The organism is Paraburkholderia sp. 2C (genome assembly GCF_054589215.1).
On sequence record NZ_BAAILL010000026.1, the window covers coordinates 112,432 to 129,757 of the forward strand.

13 protein-coding genes are annotated in these 17,326 nt (G+C 62.8%); 6 read left to right on the plus strand and 7 right to left on the minus strand.

Annotation, left to right across the window (positions count from 1 at the left end; all coding sequences use genetic code 11):
* The 3 genes from ACYPXD_RS06345 to ACYPXD_RS06355 form a co-directional block, all read right to left on the minus strand.
* Positions 1-576: DUF4118 domain-containing protein (locus ACYPXD_RS06345; RefSeq protein ID WP_459708703.1), on the minus strand; the 576-nt coding region annotated here is incomplete at its 3' end.
* A gap of 270 nt (positions 577-846) precedes the next feature.
* Entirely contained in the window at positions 847-2,580 is a 1,734-nt protein-coding gene (poxB, locus tag ACYPXD_RS06350; RefSeq protein ID WP_459708705.1) for a ubiquinone-dependent pyruvate dehydrogenase, read from the minus strand.
* 350 nt (positions 2,581-2,930) lie between these two features.
* Positions 2,931-4,931, minus strand: a complete 2,001-nt coding sequence (locus ACYPXD_RS06355; RefSeq protein WP_459708707.1) for a sensor histidine kinase — start codon at positions 4,929-4,931, stop codon at positions 2,931-2,933.
* Positions 4,932-5,156: 225 nt separating this feature from the next.
* Between ACYPXD_RS06355 and ACYPXD_RS06360 the strand changes: the two genes are divergently transcribed.
* On the plus strand, positions 5,157-6,170 hold the full coding sequence (locus ACYPXD_RS06360; protein WP_459708710.1) for a substrate-binding domain-containing protein: 1,014 nt from the start codon (positions 5,157-5,159) through the stop codon (positions 6,168-6,170).
* 13 nt (positions 6,171-6,183) lie between these two features.
* On the opposite strand, the gene ACYPXD_RS06365 is transcribed toward ACYPXD_RS06360, so the two are convergent.
* Positions 6,184-7,122, minus strand: a complete 939-nt coding sequence (locus ACYPXD_RS06365) for an SMP-30/gluconolactonase/LRE family protein (protein ID WP_459708712.1) — start codon at positions 7,120-7,122, stop codon at positions 6,184-6,186.
* A gap of 460 nt (positions 7,123-7,582) precedes the next feature.
* Here ACYPXD_RS06365 and ACYPXD_RS06370 point away from each other — a divergent pair, with 460 nt between their 5' ends.
* From ACYPXD_RS06370 to ACYPXD_RS06380, 3 genes are read left to right on the plus strand one after another with little or no spacing between them, the layout of a single operon-like run.
* Entirely contained in the window at positions 7,583-8,893 is a 1,311-nt protein-coding gene (locus ACYPXD_RS06370) for an MFS transporter (RefSeq protein ID WP_459708715.1), read from the plus strand.
* A 12-nt stretch (positions 8,894-8,905) separates the two neighbouring features.
* Positions 8,906-10,198, plus strand: a complete 1,293-nt coding sequence (locus ACYPXD_RS06375) for an MFS transporter (RefSeq protein WP_459708717.1) — start codon at positions 8,906-8,908, stop codon at positions 10,196-10,198.
* Between the two features lie 59 nt (positions 10,199-10,257).
* Positions 10,258-11,424 (plus strand): mandelate racemase/muconate lactonizing enzyme family protein, encoded by a 1,167-nt coding sequence (locus tag ACYPXD_RS06380; protein WP_459708720.1) that lies wholly within the window; start codon positions 10,258-10,260, stop codon positions 11,422-11,424.
* A 70-nt stretch (positions 11,425-11,494) separates the two neighbouring features.
* Here ACYPXD_RS06380 and ACYPXD_RS06385 read toward each other — a convergent pair whose 3' ends face one another.
* From ACYPXD_RS06385 to ACYPXD_RS06395, 3 genes are all read right to left on the minus strand, one after another.
* The gene (locus ACYPXD_RS06385) at positions 11,495-12,130 is read right to left on the minus strand and encodes a hypothetical protein (RefSeq protein WP_459708722.1); all 636 of its coding nucleotides are present in this window, start codon (positions 12,128-12,130) and stop codon (positions 11,495-11,497) included.
* Between the two features lie 526 nt (positions 12,131-12,656).
* A complete protein-coding gene (locus ACYPXD_RS06390; protein WP_459708724.1) occupies positions 12,657-13,274 on the minus strand; it encodes a type VI secretion system amidase effector protein Tae4 in 618 nt (205 codons plus the stop codon).
* The gene (locus ACYPXD_RS06395) at positions 13,274-13,858 is read right to left on the minus strand and encodes a PAAR domain-containing protein (RefSeq protein ID WP_459708726.1); all 585 of its coding nucleotides are present in this window, start codon (positions 13,856-13,858) and stop codon (positions 13,274-13,276) included. The genes ACYPXD_RS06390 and ACYPXD_RS06395 overlap by 1 nt, the downstream gene beginning before the upstream one ends.
* Positions 13,859-14,277: 419 nt before the next feature.
* On the opposite strand from ACYPXD_RS06395, the gene ACYPXD_RS06400 reads away from it, so the two are divergent.
* Together ACYPXD_RS06400 and ACYPXD_RS06405 are read left to right on the plus strand one after the other, a co-directional pair.
* Positions 14,278-15,024, plus strand: coding sequence for a SagB/ThcOx family dehydrogenase (locus tag ACYPXD_RS06400; RefSeq protein ID WP_459708729.1), 747 nt, complete (start codon positions 14,278-14,280; stop codon positions 15,022-15,024).
* Between the two features lie 466 nt (positions 15,025-15,490).
* Positions 15,491-17,245, plus strand: coding sequence for an IlvD/Edd family dehydratase (locus ACYPXD_RS06405; RefSeq protein ID WP_459708732.1), 1,755 nt, complete (start codon positions 15,491-15,493; stop codon positions 17,243-17,245).
* Positions 17,246-17,326 lie beyond the last annotated feature (81 nt).

Sequence of the window (17,326 nt, forward strand, 5' to 3'; positions counted from 1 at the left end):
GTAAGTGTCGGTCAGCGCCACGCCCGCGGCTTCGCAACGGCGCCGCTCGGCGATCACGCGCGGCGCGTCGTCCGGATGCAGCAACTGCATGCAGCCGCCGTCGGCCAGTTCGCTCGCAGGCCTGCCGACGAAGTTCAGCATTTGCCGGTTCGCGTATTGCAGGCAACCTTCGGCATCGCTAACGACAACCATGCACGGAATGCTGTCGATCGCATTACGCAGCGCCTGTTCGCGCAGCGTGCTTTGCGTATGACGTTTCGATGTGATTACATCGTTGATGATCACGGATACGATCGCGAAGACGATCAGCCGCGGAATTTCATGGAACGAGAGTCCATGGGCCGGCGGCGGTCCGATCAGCAGCGTGAACGCAACGAGCGACGACGCGAGCGTGACGAATCCCGCGCTGCGGCCGCCGTACAGCGAACTCATGATCAGCGCGAGCAGAAAGCACGATACATGCGCTTTCGTGATCCATGCGAGCACCGCTGCGCAGGCGGTGAGGAGCAGCGCGACAGCGTAGCGGCGAAGTCCGGTGATCGCAGAGAAAGACGAGTACGCGGATTGAGGAACCATGTTTTACCTCGCGAGGTCGCGCTGCCGACAACGAGCGATACGCAACGATTCGCGGCCTTGCACACGTCAGGTGTGTGCAAGGCGTTTGTCGGTAAAGGCGGCGTTACGTGCGTTGCCGGATTGAGGGGAAGGCGTCGCTATTATGCGGCATCTTGTTATGTATCGGAGCACGCCGCCCGCATGGGCCTCCGGTCATGCGGCTGCGGTGATGAGCGGTGCTAACGCAACTTCACGCATGAAGCCGCTTGCGCACGGTTTGCGCGGTTTGCGCTATCGCCAGAGGTTGGTCTGCGCGAGGTCGATCACCTCGTCGGTCTTGCCGTTCAGAATGGCCCGCAGCATATAGAGCGAGAACCCCTTCGCCATTTCCAGGTTGATCGCGGGCGGAATTGCCAGCTCCTGGCGATTGACGACGGCGTCGATCAGCACCGGTCCATCGTGCTTCAACGCCGCCGCAATGCCCGCTTCGACCTCCGATGGCTTGTCGATCCGGATTCCCTTGATGCCGATCGATTCGGCCATGGCGGCAAAATTCGGATTCGTGAGGCCGGTGCCATACGGAATGAACGATGTGGACTTCTGCTCGAGTTCGATAAAGCCGAGCGCACTGTTGTTGAATACGCAGACCTTCACCGGCAGGCCCAGTTGCGCGAGGCTCAGAAAATCGCCCATCAGCATCGCGAAGCCGCCGTCGCCCGACATCGAGATCACCTGGCGGCCCGGAAACGCGTATTGCGCGCCGATTGCCTGCGCCATCGCGTTGGCCATCGATCCGTGCCAGAACGAACCGAGCAGGCGCCGCTTGCCCGTCATCGCGACATAGCGCGCGCCCCAGACGGTCGGCAGGCCGACGTCGCAGGTAAAGATCGCATCGTCGCGCGCCTGGTCGCTCAGTGCCTTCGCGATCTGCTGCGGGTGAATCAGCGACGCGCGCGTGCTTTCCTGCGCGAGCGCATCGAGTTCGGCGCGTGCCTTTTTGTAGTGCTGCTGCGCTTTCTCGAGATGCGCGGATTTCGTTTTCTTTGTAAGCTTCGGCAGCAAGGCTGCGAGCGTTGCTTTCACGTCGCCGACGATGCCGAGGTCGAGCGTCGTGCGGCGCCCGAGATTGCCGGGCTCGTGATCGATCTGCACGATCTTCGCCTCGTACTTCGACGGGTAGAACTGCATATACGGAAAGTCGGTGCCGACCATCAGCAGCAGGTCGCAATCGCGCATCGCATAGTAGCCCGACGCAAAGCCGATCAAACCCGTCATGCCGACGTCGTAGGGGTTGTTGGCCTCGACGTGTTCCTTGCCGCGCAGCGAATGCACGATCGGCGCCTTCAGGCTTTCGGCGAGCGCGATTACTTCATCGTGCGCGCCTGCGCAGCCCGAACCGCACAACATCGTGACGCGTTCGTTCGCGTTGAGCAGATCGGCGAGCGCGTCGATATCGTCCGGCGCGGGCGTCAGGATCGCGCGCGGCGGAATCAGCCCCGCAGCCGAGACAGGCGGCGCCTCGACCGCTTCCTGCAGCGCGACGTCGCCCGGAATCACGATGACCGACACGCCGCGTTTGCCGATCGCTTCGCGAACCGCGATTTCGACGGTGCGCGGCATCTGGCTCGGCACCGAGACGAGTTCGCAGTAGTGGCTGCACTCCTTGAAGAGCGTCTGCGGATGGGTTTCCTGGAAGTAGCCGCTGCCGATTTCGCGCGACGGAATATGCGCGGCGATCGCCAGCACCGGCACACGATTGCGATGGCAATCGAACAGCCCGTTGATCAGATGCAGGTTGCCCGGGCCGCAACTACCCGCGCAGACCGCGAGGCTGCCGGTCAGATGCGCTTCGGCGCCGGCCGCGAAAGCGGCCACTTCCTCGTGGCGCACATGCACCCATTCGATGCCTTCCGTTTTGCGGATCACGTCGGTGAGCCCGTTCAGGCTGTCACCGACGATGCCGTAAACCCGCTTGACGCCTGCGGCCAGTAATACGTCGACGAATTGATCAGCTACGATCGTCATTCCTTTTCTCCGGTTGAACTAATTAACGCTGGCAGAAGTGCTTTCGAAAGAGGCGCTGCAGGCTTTCTGGAAGATGCGCGCAAAGGCTACGTGAGCAAAAGCGAAAGGCATGGTGCCAATTACCATGGTGCGAACAAACGGGCACATCGTCGCGTTGTAGACGATCGCCGATGCGTTTGCAAGGCAGCGCCGCTCCGCACGATAGCGCGAGGCCGCGCGGCCTCGATGTCGCCGCGTGCGGAATTATCGTATTCGCATGTCGATCGGTGCGTTCAATCCTGAAAGCGAGTTGAGATTGACGGCTGGCGTGCGCGGGCCTTTCTGCGACGTTACACGAACAGGACAACGGATTACTCGCCTGCCGGAAGCGTAAATGTAAACCGCGCGCCGCCGAGCGTCGATTCGTTGTCGGCGGCGATACGCCCGCCATGCGCTTCGATGATCGTCCGGCAGATGGCGAGGCCGAGTCCCATGCCGCCTTCGCTCGTGGTGAAAAAGCGGTTGAACAGCAGGGCGAGATTGTCCTGGCGGATGCCCGGCCCATTGTCTTCGATCGTGCAGCTGACCTGGCCTGCCGCGGGCACGCCGGTGGTCAGCATGACCTTGCCGTGGCGCACGCCGTGCGACGCCAGCGCCTGCATCGCGTTGACCGTCAGATTGACGACCACCTGCTGCAATTGCGTGCGGTCCGCCATGATGCGCGGCGCGAAGATGGCGGGCCGATGCGAGACTTCCACGCCTCGGGTCTGGATTTCATGGCCAAGCAGCAGCAACGATTCGTCGACCGCTTCGTCAAGACGGATCAGCTCGCGCCGCGGTTTGCCCTTCGCGGCCATGGCGCGCGTGCGCACGATGATGTCGCTCGCGCGGCGCGCCGACGCGAGCGTGAGCGCCGTAAGCTCGCGCACTTCGTCGAGCGGCGGCTCGGGCCGCTTCAGCCAGTTCTGCATTGCCTGCGCACTGGCCGCGACGGCGCCGAGCGGCTGGTTGATCTCGTGCGCGATCGACGCCATCAACTCGCCGAGCAGGGAAATCCGTCCCGCGTGCGCAAGGTCGGCTTCCAGCTGCTGCAGCTTGTCGCGCACGCGTACGCGGTCGGTAATGTCGATCAGCCCGAGCAGCGTCGGCGTATGGCTGCCGATCGGCTGCGGCCGCGACAGCGTGCACAGCACGTCGATCACGCGGCCGTCGAGCGCGACCACCTTCATCTCTTCGTCGAAGCGCGCTTCGCCGTGATACCGGCTTTCGAACGCGCGGCGCAGCGTGCCCGGGCTTTCGGTCCACAGGCGCCCGGCGGGCCCGACCAGTTGCGCCGCGTCGCGCGCGCGGAGCAGTTCGACCGAGCGCGCGTTGACTTCGTCCACGGTGATGGCGCTCATCAGGCGCCGCAGCACATCCGGATGCGCATCGAAATACGCGTTCAGATCGGTGACGCCCGCTTCGTGCAGGGCGGGAAAGATATCGAAGTTGCCGCGCATCTGCATCAGCGCCATCGGCATGTTGTGAAACAGCTCGCGATAGCGCTGTTCGGCTTCGCGCAGCGCTTCTTCGTTGCGGATGCGCACCGCGACGTCCTGCTTGAGCGTTTCGTTGGCGGTTTGCTGGTTGCGATACGCGACCCGCAGGTTCGTGCACAAATCGTTGAACGACATGACGACCTGATCGAGTTCGTCGGGCGCCGCGGGCGGCCGCCGCCTCAGGGCGAGCGCGCCGGCGGGGTGATGGAAGTCGTAGGCGCGCATGAACTGCGCGATCGTCGCGAGATGGCGCGTGACGAGCCGCGAAAAGATCAGCAGGATAAAGAGCGAAACGAGAAAGGTCTTGGCGCCCTGGCTCACGAGAATGACGAGTGCTTCGTCCATCAGTCTTCGGTACACGTCGGTCAGCGCCGCTTCGATATAGAGCGTGCCGATCTGCTTGAGCTTGCCTTCCACGACACGGTTGATGGGCAGCTCGCGTGTGATGACCGGTGTGCTCTGCCGGCGCCGCGCCATGATCTGCAGCGGGTGGCCGGTGCCGGTTTCACGGACCGTCACGGCCTGCACGTCGGGCAGCTTGAGAATGCTCTCCACTTCGATGCGCAGCTGTTCGCGGTCCAGATGCCAGAGGCTTTCGCCGATGATATCGGGGTAGCCTTCGCCGATCTCGTCGAGGCGCCGCTCGATCTGATCGACGTCGTAGCGGTAATCCATATAGAGCTGGATGGCCGTCATGATCAGTGTGATCACGGAGCTGAAGATCAGGACGCCGATCAGAAGGCGCACGCCGATGCCGCGCCGCAGGCCCGCCATGGTGCGCCACGATGTGGCCGCATTGCCGGCACCACCGGCGCCCGCACCACGCAGGGCCATGCGCCATCCGCCCGTGTGCTCGGCGCTGGCAGGGGACGCGCGTTCGGGCTCTGTCGCGTCGGGCCGAAGCGTTGCTTTCGCTCGCCGTGGCAAGTCAGCCCCCTGTTCGAATTTGGCTTACTAGTATAGTAAGTATGGCTATCGGCAACAGTTGGCGCTTGCACGGAATCCTCTGATGCAAGCGGGTTGGCGCCGATCCGATAGCCGCACGCGGGAGGTGACGCGATGAACTCCGAACGGGTGCTGCACAGGGGGCCTCGGGTAGCAGCCTGGCTGATCGGCGCGCTTGTTCTGTTCGCGTTGCCTGTGATGCCCGGCTTGTATGGCACGAGCGGTTCAGGCGGTTCAAGCAGCGGCATCGCGCACGCGGCCGACTATGGCGCCGTGCTCGCGGGCGCGCAAAGCGAATTCTGGAAAGCGATGGAAGAGGGCATCCATCAGGCCGCGGCGGAGCGCCGCGTGAATGTGATCGTACGCAGTCCCGTCGACGACGATCCGCAAACCACTTCTCAGAACCTGCAGCTCAAAATGGTGCAATGGATGATCGACTCCGGCGTGAAGTCGATCATCCTCGCGCCGATTCCCGTCAAGAATGTGAAGACGCCCGTGCCGCTGCCGGTGCCGGTCGTGTTCGTCGACCGGCCGAGCAAGGATTTCCGCGCGCTCTCGACGATCTCCACAGACAATTACGCGGCCGGCCGCGTCGCCGCGCGCACGCTCGAACGTGTGCTGCCGCGCGGCGCCAAAGTGGCGGTGCTGCGGCTCGCACCCGATGTCGTGTCGACGGGCGCGCGGGAGCAGGGCTTTATCGATGCGGCGAAGGCGATGGGCTTCGAGATTGCCGTCGACGCGTATATCGGGCACGGCATACACGAAGCCGAACTGGCCGCCGTCGATGCGATCAAGTCGTACGGCCGTCCGCTCGATGCGATCTTCACGCCGACCGACTTTACGACGCTGGCCGCGGTGCGCGCGCTCGACCAGTTGGCGCCGAAGCAGCGGCCGAAGATCGTCGGCTTCGATTATCGTCCGACCTTCCGGCAGTATCTGCAGACGGGCGTGCTCTATGCAGTGATCGCGCAGGACGCGTACCAGATGGGCTATGTCGCGATGCAGACGCTGCTCAAGGCCCAGGCCGGCGAAGTCGTGCCGCCGCAGATCAGCATCGACGTACTGGCGCTGACCGCGGCCAATATTACCGATCCGGCGATCGGCATCAAGCTGCGGCAGTATCAATAGGGCGTTGCGGCGATCAACCGCCCGGCGCACCCTGCGTGTTGACGAACACCGAATAGATCGATTGCGACGCGGCCATGAAAAGCCGGTTGCGCGCGCGGCCGCCAAAGCACAGATTGGCGCAGCGCTCGGGCAACGCGATGCGGCCGATTATCCTGCCGGCCTCGGAAATCACCATGACGCCATCGAGCGCGTCGCTGCCCATCCCCCAGCCGCACCACAAGTTGCCGTCGATGTCCGCGCGCATGCCGTCGATCGTCGCGCTGCCCGCGTCGAAAAACACGCGGCCTTGGCCGATCGAGCGCCCGTCAGCCGACATGTCGTAAACATGGATCAGCTTGCTCGGCACGCCGCGCGATTCGATCACGTAGAGCCGCTTCTCGTCCGGTGAAAAGCACAGGCCGTTCGGCCCTTTCAGCTCGCGCGTGACGACCGACGCGACGCCGGTCGCGCCGTCGATCCGGTACACCGAGTGCGGCAGTTCGGGCTCGGCCTTATGCCCCTCGTAATGCCCGGCAATGCCCATCGGCGGATCGGTGAACCAGATCGAGCCGTCCGATTTGACGACCAGATCGTTCGGCGAATTCAGACGCTTGCCTTCGAACGAATCCATCAGCACGGTGAGGCTGCCGTCGTACTCGGTGCGCGTGACGCGCCGGCCGTGCTCGCAGGTCACGAGCCGCCCCTGGCGGTCGCGCGTATTGCCGTTCGCGAAGTTCGACGGCTTGCGAAACACGCTGACAGCGCCCGTTTCCTCGTCCCAGCGCAGCATCTGGTTGTTCGGAATATCGCTCCACAGCAGGTAGCGGCCGTCGCCGAACCAGACCGGTCCCTCGGTCCAGCGATAGCCGGTCGCGAGCCGTTCGACGGCGGAAAAGTTGACGCGGTACCGATCGAAGGACGGATCGATCGAGATCACGCGCGGGTCGGGATAGCGCTCGGCCTGTTGCCACATGAGTTGTCTCCGGGTGCGGTGCTCGAAAAGGCTCGGTCGGCGGACAGTATAAGGCGATCCAGGTCGATTTCGGTAAGCGCTTTCTCTTGAAATGCGCACAGGAATCTTCTAGAGTGGCCGAAGTGTCGGCATGTGGCGACGCTGTGCGGGCGGGTGATTGCCGAGGTCCGACTATTTGAGCAAACGATTACTCTATCCGGCGTGTCGGCGGCGTGTCAGCGGCATGTCAGCGGCGGGCCAGATTGAGGGCGCCGTCAGGCTGATGGTCTGCACGACAGGCCGCGCTTCCATGTTCGGCGCCAGGCCCGTGCCGCGGCCGACGAACCGACGACGCCCGGTTCGCTGCTGCAGGAAGGTTGTCAATGAAGCGCTGCATGGGGGCGCCCGGCAAGGGTCGTCCGACAAGAGGCGCGCAGCGTGTCCCGCTCGAAGGGCCACCTGAACAACACGGAGACAAAGCTTGAGCACGAACGGCATCGCGGTTACGTCGCCTGGCAGCGCGGCGTCAGGCAATTCGATCTACGCAAAGGTCACGTGGCGCTTCATGCCGTTGCTGTTCGTCGGCTATGTGGTCGCATATCTCGACCGCGTCAACGTGGGCTTCGCCAAGCTGCAGATGCTGAACGATCTGCACTTCAGCGAAGCGATGTACGGCTTCGGCGCCGGCATCTTCTTCGTCGGCTACTTTTTCTTCGAGGTCCCGAGCAATCTTCTGATGCACCGTGTGGGCGCAAGGCGCTGGATCGCACGGATCATGGTCACGTGGGCCGTGATTTCCGCGGCGACCGCCTGGGTCACGTCGCCGGCCATGTTCTACGTCCTGCGCTTCGTGCTCGGCATTGCGGAAGCGGGCTTTTTTCCGGGGCTCGTGCTGTATCTGACGTACTGGTTCCCCGCGCAGCGGCGCGGCAAGATGGTCGCGTTCCTGATGGCGGGCAACCCGGTGTCGGGCATCGTCGGCGGTCCGATGTCGGGCCTGATCCTGCAGCGGCTCGCGGGCCACGGCGGCCTTGCCGGCTGGCAGTGGCTCTTCATTATCGAAGCGCTGCCCGCGCTCGTGCTGGGTGTGATCATCTACTTCTTTCTCGACGATCGCGTCAAGAATGCGAAGTGGCTCGCGGAACACGAGCGCGAGCATATCCAGCGCGAGATCGACGCCGAAGCGCGCACCAAGAGCCATTCGTCGGTCGGGCAGACGCTCTCGTCGGTGAGGGTCTGGCTATGCTGCGCGATCCTGTTCGGCATCGTGATGGGCTCGTACGCGGTCGGCTTCTGGCAGCCGACCATCATCCGCACCTCGGGCATCAAGGATCCGCTGACGATCGGCCTGCTGACCATCGTGCCTTACCTGTGCGCGCTGATTTCGATGATGCTGGTCGGCCGCCATGCGGACCACACGCGCGAGCGCCGCTGGCATGTGGTGATACCGCAGCTGGTCGCGGCGAGCGGTTTCGTCGTGTGCGCCTTCGCGGGCGCGAATCCGTGGATCGCGCTCGCCGGCCTCACGATGGCGGCGACCGGCGTTGTCACCGCGCTGCCGATGTTCTGGGCGCTGCCGACCTCGTTTCTTGGCGGTGCGGGCGCGGCGGCCGGCATTGCGCTGATCAACTCGACCGGCAATCTGGCCGGCTTCGTGAGCCCCGCGGTGGTCGGGTGGCTCAAGACGATAACCCATTCGCTGAACTCGAGCCTGTTTCTGATCGCAGGATGCCTGTGCCTGTCCGCGCTGCTGATTCTGACGCGCATGCCGGCAAAGCTCGTCAACCGCTAACGGAAACCCCCCATGAAAACCGGCAAATATCGTTACGTGGTGGCGGGTCTGCTGTTTATGGCCGGCGCGATCAACTATATGGACCGCGCGGCGCTCGGCATCGTCGCGCCGATCGTCGGCAAGGCGCTTGAACTGTCGCCGTCGCAACTGGGCGTGATTTTCAGCAGCTTTTTCGTCGGCTACGCGATCTTCTCGTTTCTCGGCGGCTACTTTGCCGACAAGTGGGGCACGCGGCGCGTCTTCACGTGGGCGATGGGCATCTGGTCGCTGTTTTGCGGGCTTACCGCGGCTGCGACCGGTTTCGTCTCGCTGCTCGTCACGCGTGTGTTCTTCGGTATCGGCGAAGGGCCGATGAGTTCGAATACGAACCGCACGATTTCGAACTGGTTTCCGCGGCATGAAACGGCGACGATGATCGGCTTCACGTTCTCGGGGCAAACGCTCGGCAACGCGATCGCGGGGCCCGTGGTCGGGCTTATCGCCGTGGCGTTCGGCTGGCGTACGTCGTTCGTGGTGATCGCGGCGCTCGGTTTCGTGTGGTTGATCTGCTGGCGTCTTTTCGTGACCGACAAGCCCGCGCAAAGCCGCCGCGTCGGCGCGGCCGAAACGAAGCTGATCGACGAAAGCCGCGCGGCCGCCGAAGCGGTCAACATGGAAGACGACGGCATGACGCTTGGCGCCTATCTGCGCCGGCCGGCCACGCTTGCGCTCGGCGCGGGGCTCTTTGCGGTGAACTACACGCAATACGTGTTTATCTCGTGGCTGCCGAGCTATCTGACCAATGTGCGGCATCTGGACCTCAAGCAGATGAGCATCATCACGTCGATACCGTGGATTTGCGGCGCGATCGGCTATTTCGGCGGCGGCCTCGTCGGCGACTACGTCTACAAGCGCATGAACGATCCGGTCAGGGCACGCAAGCTGGTTGCGACGATTCCGCTCGCGCTATCGGGCGTGGCGGTGCTCAGCATTACGTCGGCGGCCTCGCTGGCCGCGGCGGTCGCACTGATCGCGGCCGCGCTGCTGTTTCTGACGGGCTCGTGCCAGTCGATCTGGGCCGTGCAGCACGAGATTCTGCCGCTGCACCGGCAAGGCGGCGTTGGCGGCTTTATCCACTTTCTGTCGAACCTGTCGGGGATTATCGGGCCCGCGTTGACAGGGGTGCTGATTCAATACTTCGGCGGCTATCACAGCGCGTTTCTGTTCGGTGCGCTGATCGATTTCGCCGGTGTGCTCGCGATGCTGCTGTTCGTGCAGGGCACGCATCGGGTCAGGGAGCGCGTAGCCGCGTCGTTGAATGGATAAGCGTCGAATGGATAAGAAGGATGAGCCGGATTTTGTCATGTCGCATTGAGGAATAGATCATGAAACACGGTGTCGTTGAGCCATCGCAGGCTGCCTGGCAACAGGCCGCGAAAATCGTTTCCGTTGAAGCGCGCACGGTGCGCGTGCCGCTCGATCGCGTGACTTCTTTTGCCACGCGTGCGGTGGCTGCGCGCGATTACACGCTTGTGCGTATCAAAACCGCCGATGGGCAACGGGGTATCGGCTTCTGCTACAGCGGTCATCGTGCGGGCTCGCTCGTCACGCATGCGGTGCGCGAGCTGTTTGGGCCGCTTCTGATCGGTCGCTGCGCCGTCGATGTCGAAGGGCTGTGGCGCGAGCTGTATCAGGAATCGTTGCTGCAAGGGCGCGCGGGCAGCGTGATGCGCGCGCTGTCGATTCTCGACGTCGCGCTGTGGGATCGCAATGCGCGCGCGGCGGGTTTACCGCTTGCGCGTTATCTCGGCGGCATGACCGCGGAGCGCGTACCCGCTTACGCGAGCGGCGGTTACTACGTCGACGGCAAGACGCCCCGGCATCTCGGCGAAGAGCTCGCGGGCTACGTCGAAATGGGCTTTCGCGCGGTGAAGATGAAAGTCGGCCGGCTCGATCCGCGCGCGGAAGAGGAACGCATCGCGGCCGCACGCGCGGCGATCGGCGATAGCGTGCTGCTGATGCTCGATGCGAACAATGCGTGGTCCGACGTGCCGACCGCGCTCGAATACATGCGCCGTTACGAGCGCTACCACCCGTACTGGATCGAGGAGCCGTTCAGCCCCGACGACATCGAGAGCCATGCACAGCTCGCGAAGCGCACGCCGGTGACGGTTGCGACAGGCGAGATCGAAGCGGGGCGCTGGCGGCACCAGGAACTGCTCGATAAGCGCGCGGCGGCAATCCTGCAATCGGATGCGGCTGTGTGCGGCGGCATCAGCGAATGGCGGCGCATCGCGGCGGCCGCGGCCGGTGTCGGCGCGACGATGTGTCCGCACTGGTTTCACGATCTGCACGTGCACCTCGTGGCGTCGACCGAGAATGCGCGCTACGTCGAATATTTTCCGGACGACCAGGTGCTGAACTTCCGGCGGCTCGTCGATACGCAGCTCGAAGTGGCCGGTGGCATGCTGAAGGTGCCGACCACGCCTGGGCTCGGTTTCGATTTCGACACCTCGGCGCTCGAGCGCTATGCGCTCGACGCGTGGGCGTGATTACGCATGCGTGTTCGGCGCGGTGGTGGGGTGGCCTCGCCGGGATCGCGAGGGCCATGACGGTGCTCCGTTATGGCTCGGGTTCGGGATCATTGCCAGGCGCGCAAAGATCCATCGACTTCATACCGATTGCGCCTTTCAGGTTTTCCTGAGGGATCAGTGAAAAGGCTTTCCAGTCCGACTCATCGACGTACACGACGCCGCCCTTGCAACGCATATGCGCCTGTCTCGGTTGCCTATCGCACCCGGCGCCGTCGATCACGCAGCGTTGCCATTGAGGGATAGTGCTTGCCGGCTTTACTGCGCCGCCTTCGGCCTTCGTGTAAGTCCGTACGCGTCGCGTCGTTATCGCCATATACATAAAGTCAAAGTCAGCGACAACCGGTCTGGCGGCTTCGGCCCTGGCATACAGTTCGCGCAATTCAAAGACGTAATGGCCACCCGCCGCGACGATCGCGACTGAGGCGAATAGTCCCGATATCGCCAACGTGCGAAGCAGAGAAAGCCGTGCGCCGCGCGTGAACACATATCCGATCAATTGGAACGCGACGGTACACCCGATTATCGACAGGACGGCGACACCGAAAGAGTAGTTTTCACAGTCGTACCCGCATCGCGGCACGAACGCGAGAAGGATGGCCGCGACCGCAATTCCAGTAGCAAGACCGGACAAGCCGAACAACGCGAGCGACGCCAGCCTTTTCATCTGATCTCCCGGACAAGTATTTGCTTTGAATTACGCAGGTCAGAGAACCCAAACGAATATTTCGCAAAGGAGGAATTCATACCAAACGTGCGGCCGATCGTTGCCATGGAGTCAATCGGCCCACTTACAGGGCCGCCGCTTGCGGCGTTCGCTGAACGGGTAGCGCTTTACTAAAGAAGCCCTGCAATTGCAGAGCTTCGTGCCGCCTAACGAAAAACGATTGCACTACCAAAATAAAGAGCGACAACCAGGCCCATCATTGTTAGCGCGCAGTAGGTCCAACGTTTCACGCTTAATCGGTGCCACGCGTACGCGTTAAGTGCCGCGTTTGCCGTCGCCGGGCCAAGAATGTACACGTAGACTATCGGCCAGTTATACCAGGGAAATGGACACTTCCCTAGCTCTGTGCAACCGTGAACGATTCGATGCGGGTCGCGGAACCAATCCAGCCGGCTCAACTCCACCAGGCATAACCAGGTAATGAGTAACCCGCAACAGAATCCTCCCACTCCGGCCGCGAAGCGCTTCACTTGATTTCCCAGAAAATAATTGACTTTGACCTGCGCAGGTCGGAATAGCCAATGTTCGTGCCGGGAATGTGCGCACTCTCCATGCCAAACCTGCGCCCGATGACATCTAGAAGTCCGTGAGCGCTGGATATGGTGAGGCGGCTTCCGTTCCATAGGTCAATATGACCGCCGCTGGCATTCGCTTCGCTCTCGCCGTCGCGCGCCCAGTAACGTGAAAACTGGATAATGCCTGTGTGGCCTTTGACCTTCGATTGCCAATTGGGACCGGTTATGTCCACGGCCTTTGGCAGACCCGCGAACGGTTGCAACTTGAGCCATTGACCCATTTCGTCGGCACGCGTCGCCGTCGGTTTTCCGTCCAGCAGAATTCGCCCGATCTTGTCACCGTTCATTGGCCGGATCAGTTTCTGCGAGAAAGACTTCATCCCAATCCCGACGCGATGAAGGGCGACACTCAAACGAATCGCGCATTGGTTCTCGTAATCAGGGTTATCGTAAGGATTGCCACTCGGATAGTTGTCCCATAGCTCCGCGAAACTGACAGCCCTGAGTTCCACCTCCTTTATCGACCCCGGCGTATTGTTCGTGCGTACAACAGTTTTGCTGTTCGGCATCAGTTCCAGTCCTTATGGATCAGGGCGTCTTCGCCCCAATGAATCGAGTAGGTGACGTCGCTATCGGTATGGACACGAGGCAGATGGCCGGTACCGTCAATACGACCGCGGATACATTTGCCGTCCGCCGTTTCAATCACGTATGGATAGCCCGGCAAAGCAGCATGACGAGCGCGAGCGGCGACCTGTTCGTCATAGGCCGCGCCGGGTCGCGCATAAGCGTGCGCGTTGCTGGCGTCGCTGCGGTTCATCTCCGTTGAACGCGCTGCGGCCGCATATCTCTCGGCTTCGTCATCGACCGTCGAATTGCCTGCATGTACCGCGATGATCTGCGGGTGCCTTTCGCACTTGCAAAGCACGATATCTCTATCAAGCGCGGCCTCGCGCGCGCCCATGTAGCTGATGCGTTTCGGACCGCCCGCCTTGGCGATAGTGCCGGTGCTATGGCACGTCTCGCAGTACGCGTTACCGCCGATAAGTGCGGCTGCATGGCCGTGGAAAGTGAAGCCCGTTTTCTGCTCATATGGCAGGACGTACCCGCCGCTTGTCAGTGTGTCGCCGACAACCGCAATACGACGTTTCATTTCTTCTCCTTACTGATGGACGAGCGCCACGCCATGTTCGTCGACGGGAATACAGCGCGTTACGGTGGTGACGAAGTTTTGTGGGATTGGTAAAGGATGTCCATAGAGCATTTCGAACTTTGACAAAACATAACAATCGGGAAAGGCTTTTAGGAAGCACGGGTGAGAATTCGTGGGCCAGTTCTAAAAAAGTCCTAGATATAGTCTTGCCATTGAGACCGCTGCATGGAGATCAACCTGACGTCTGCGTTAAAGCATTCAATGATTCGCTGCCGCTTATGCGAAACAGTTGTTTCATAGACATCGAAAAGGGTTAGGCCTGGAGCCCCTGTCTATCGAGTTCGGCGATGCGGCGCGCTGTGGCGAGCATCCGGCCGAACGAGGTCGGCGGTAGTCTCCGTCACTTCGCGAGGACGCCAGTGAAGCTTTTGCTCGAATGTGAAGGCACACGGTACGACCTGCCCGATCCGCAAACGGAAGCATTCGAATCGATGTCGTTGTGGCAGTCACTGGTCAAGCGTCGCACGACGCGTGAGTTCCTGGGCTCGGAAGTCACGCTGCAGCAGGCCGCAAACATCCTGTATGCGACCTTCGGTTTTGTCCATGGTGCGGGCCGAGCCGATCTCGTCAACGGCGGCTTCGTCTCTCTGGGCAACCGGAGAACATCGCCCTCCGCGGGCTCGCTTCAGGCAACCGAAGCCTATCTGGTTGCGAAAAGAGTCAGCGGCCTCGAACCGGCGATTTATCACTATCAGTCGCACGCCCACAAGCTGGTGCGCATCACGACGGATTTCGATCAGACGACGCTAGGCGGCCTGCTCGGCGGGCAAGCCTACGCCAACGATCTGGCGTTTGGCGTGATTCTGACGACGAGGTTCGATCGTTTGTTCTGGAAATATCCGGGCGATCGCGCGTACCGGATGGCGCTGAGCGACATCGGCTGTCTCGCGCAGACGTTTCAGCTGTCGGCCACCGCATCGGGATTGGACGCCTGGCTCACCGGTTGCCTGTACGAACGCGAATTGAATGCCTTGCTTCGTCTCGACGAAGTCGACGAATCGGCCATGTTTTTCCTCGGCGCCGGAATCGGGACCGGCCAGCCTTTTAGCCGTCGTGCGCGCGAACTTGCGGCTCCCGATGGAGGGCGCACCGCGCAGACGCGGTGATGCGCCGACGCGGGCCGCCATGCACGCGATGTGTGGACACGCGAGGAAGCCGTCGCCGGCTAATTTTCTGCTCATCATCGCGGCCGACAATAAGGTCGTGTCATGCGAGCAGTGCGTTGCGATGTGAGCCGTGCAATGCAGCTCGCGTGTTTCCCGACTCGCTTTGGAGACTGTCATGGCCAGCATCGCAAGACTTCTCGCAACCCTGCGTCCTGCATTCCGCTTCGTAGCGCCCTCGCCGGCGGCTGCGCCCGCGGAAACGACGCACGCTCATCATGAGGCAAACGTGGACGATGCTGACCGTCTGCGCGCGTTCGAGATAGAGCGCATCCGCCGCAATCCCGCCAGTCTCTGCTCGCCGCGTTTATAGAAAGCGCTTACTTGAAGTTGGCCATCAGCCCCGATAGAATCGTCCTCAACATTGCAGCAATCCGCTCCGCAGTATTCGATCTAGGACATGTCCCCAATGGCTGACCACCCGGATGGCAACGCGAAAACCGGCCTGCGCAAAGGCCTCACCAGCTACGGCGACGAAGGCTTTTCGCTATTCTTGCGGCGCGCTTTCATCAAAGGCGCCGGTTATACCGACGACGCGCTGTCGCGTCCGATCGTCGCGATCGCGAATACGGGCAGCGCGTACAACCCGTGCCACGGCAACGCGCCGCAGCTGATCGAGGCGATCAAGCGCGGCGTGCAACTCGCGGGCGGTCTGCCGGTCGAATTCCCGACCATCTCGATTGCCGAAAGCTTTTCGCATCCGACCAGCATGTACCTGCGCAATCTGATGTCGATGGATACCGAAGAGATGATCCGCGCGCAGCCGATGGACGCGGTCGTGCTGATCGGCGGCTGCGACAAGACCGTGCCCGCGCAACTGATGGGCGCGGCCGCGGCCGGCGTGCCGGCCATTCAGCTCGTGACCGGCGCGATGCTGACGGGCTCGCATCGCGGCGAGCGCGTGGGCGCCTGCACCGACTGCCGGCGCTTCTGGGCGAGCTTTCGCGGCGACCAGATCGACGAAGCGGAAATCGATGCGGTCAACACGCAGCTCGTGGCGACGGTCGGCACCTGCTCGGTGATGGGCACCGCGAGCACGATGGCCTGCATCGCCGAGGCGATGGGCATCATGCTGCCAGGCGGCGCGTCGCCGCCGGCCGTCAGCGCGGACCGCATCCGCATCGCGGAGCGCACGGGCACGCAGGCGGTCGCGATGATCAAGGCAGGCCTCACGCCCGCGAAGATCCTGACGCCGAAGGCCATCGAAAACGCGCTGCGCGTGCTGCTGGCGATCGGCGGATCGACCAACGGCATCATCCACCTGACCGCGATCGCGGGGCGCCTCGGCATCCGCATCGATCTCGATTCGCTCGACCGCATGGCGCGCGAAACGCCGGTACTGGTCGACCTGAAGCCGTCGGGCCAGCATTACATGGAAGACCTGCATCGTGCGGGCGGCCTCGTGACCGTGATGCGCGAACTGAAGCACCTGCTGCATCTCGATGCGCTGACCGTCACGGGCCGCACGCTCGGCGAAGAGCTCGACGCGGCGCCGGCGCCGTTCAGACAGGATGTCGTGAAGCCGCTTGCGCAACCGGTCTATCCGCAAGGCGGCATCGCGGTGCTGCGCGGCAACCTCGCGCCCGGCGGCGCGATCATCAAGCAGTCGGCCGCGAATCCGCAGTTGATGGAGCATGAAGGGCGCGCCGTCGTATTCGAAGATGCGGAAGACCTGGCCAACCGCATCGACGACCCGGCGCTCGATGTGACCGCGCACGATGTGCTGGTGCTCAAGCGCATCGGGCCGGTCGGCGCGCCGGGCATGCCCGAGGCCGGTTATATCCCGATCCCGCGCAAGCTCGCGCGCGAAGGCGTGAAGGACATGGTGCGCATCTCCGACGGCCGCATGAGCGGCACGGCGGCCGGCACGATCGTGCTGCACGTCACACCGGAAGCGGCGATCGGCGGTCCGCTTGCGATCGTGCAGAGCGGCGACCGCATTCGTCTGTCGGTGCAGAAGCGCGCGATCGAACTGCTGCTTTCCGACAAGGAAATCGCCGCGCGTCTTGCGGCGTTGCCAGCGCGCGAAACCGATCCTGACGCGCGCGGCTATCGCAAGCTTTTCCTCGAAACGATCATGCAGGCCGACGACGGCTGCGATTTTGACTTCCTGCGCGCGCCGAAGGTGATCGCGACGGTGCCGGGCGGCGGCAGCAAGGCTTGATCGATAGCGAGGGCGGCGCCGCGATAAATCGCGGCGCCGCGCGCCCGGCGCGATGGGAAGTGAAATAGCGCATTCCAGGAG

Coding starts and splice junctions, on each gene's coding strand:
- ACYPXD_RS06385 (WP_459708722.1), bottom strand. CDS start 12,130: ATGAAAAGGCTGGCGTCGCTCGCGTTGTTCGGCTTGTCCGGTCTTGCT.
- ACYPXD_RS06355 (WP_459708707.1), bottom strand. CDS start 4,931: ATGGCCCTGCGTGGTGCGGGCGCCGGTGGTGCCGGCAATGCGGCCACA.
- ACYPXD_RS06395 (WP_459708726.1), bottom strand. CDS start 13,858: ATGAAACGTCGTATTGCGGTTGTCGGCGACACACTGACAAGCGGCGGG.
- ACYPXD_RS06375 (WP_459708717.1), top strand. CDS start 8,906: ATGAAAACCGGCAAATATCGTTACGTGGTGGCGGGTCTGCTGTTTATG.
- ACYPXD_RS06365 (WP_459708712.1), bottom strand. CDS start 7,122: ATGTGGCAACAGGCCGAGCGCTATCCCGACCCGCGCGTGATCTCGATC.
- ACYPXD_RS06405 (WP_459708732.1), top strand. CDS start 15,491: ATGGCTGACCACCCGGATGGCAACGCGAAAACCGGCCTGCGCAAAGGC.
- ACYPXD_RS06360 (WP_459708710.1), top strand. CDS start 5,157: ATGAACTCCGAACGGGTGCTGCACAGGGGGCCTCGGGTAGCAGCCTGG.
- poxB (WP_459708705.1), bottom strand. CDS start 2,580: ATGACGATCGTAGCTGATCAATTCGTCGACGTATTACTGGCCGCAGGC.
- ACYPXD_RS06390 (WP_459708724.1), bottom strand. CDS start 13,274: ATGCCGAACAGCAAAACTGTTGTACGCACGAACAATACGCCGGGGTCG.
- ACYPXD_RS06380 (WP_459708720.1), top strand. CDS start 10,258: ATGAAACACGGTGTCGTTGAGCCATCGCAGGCTGCCTGGCAACAGGCC.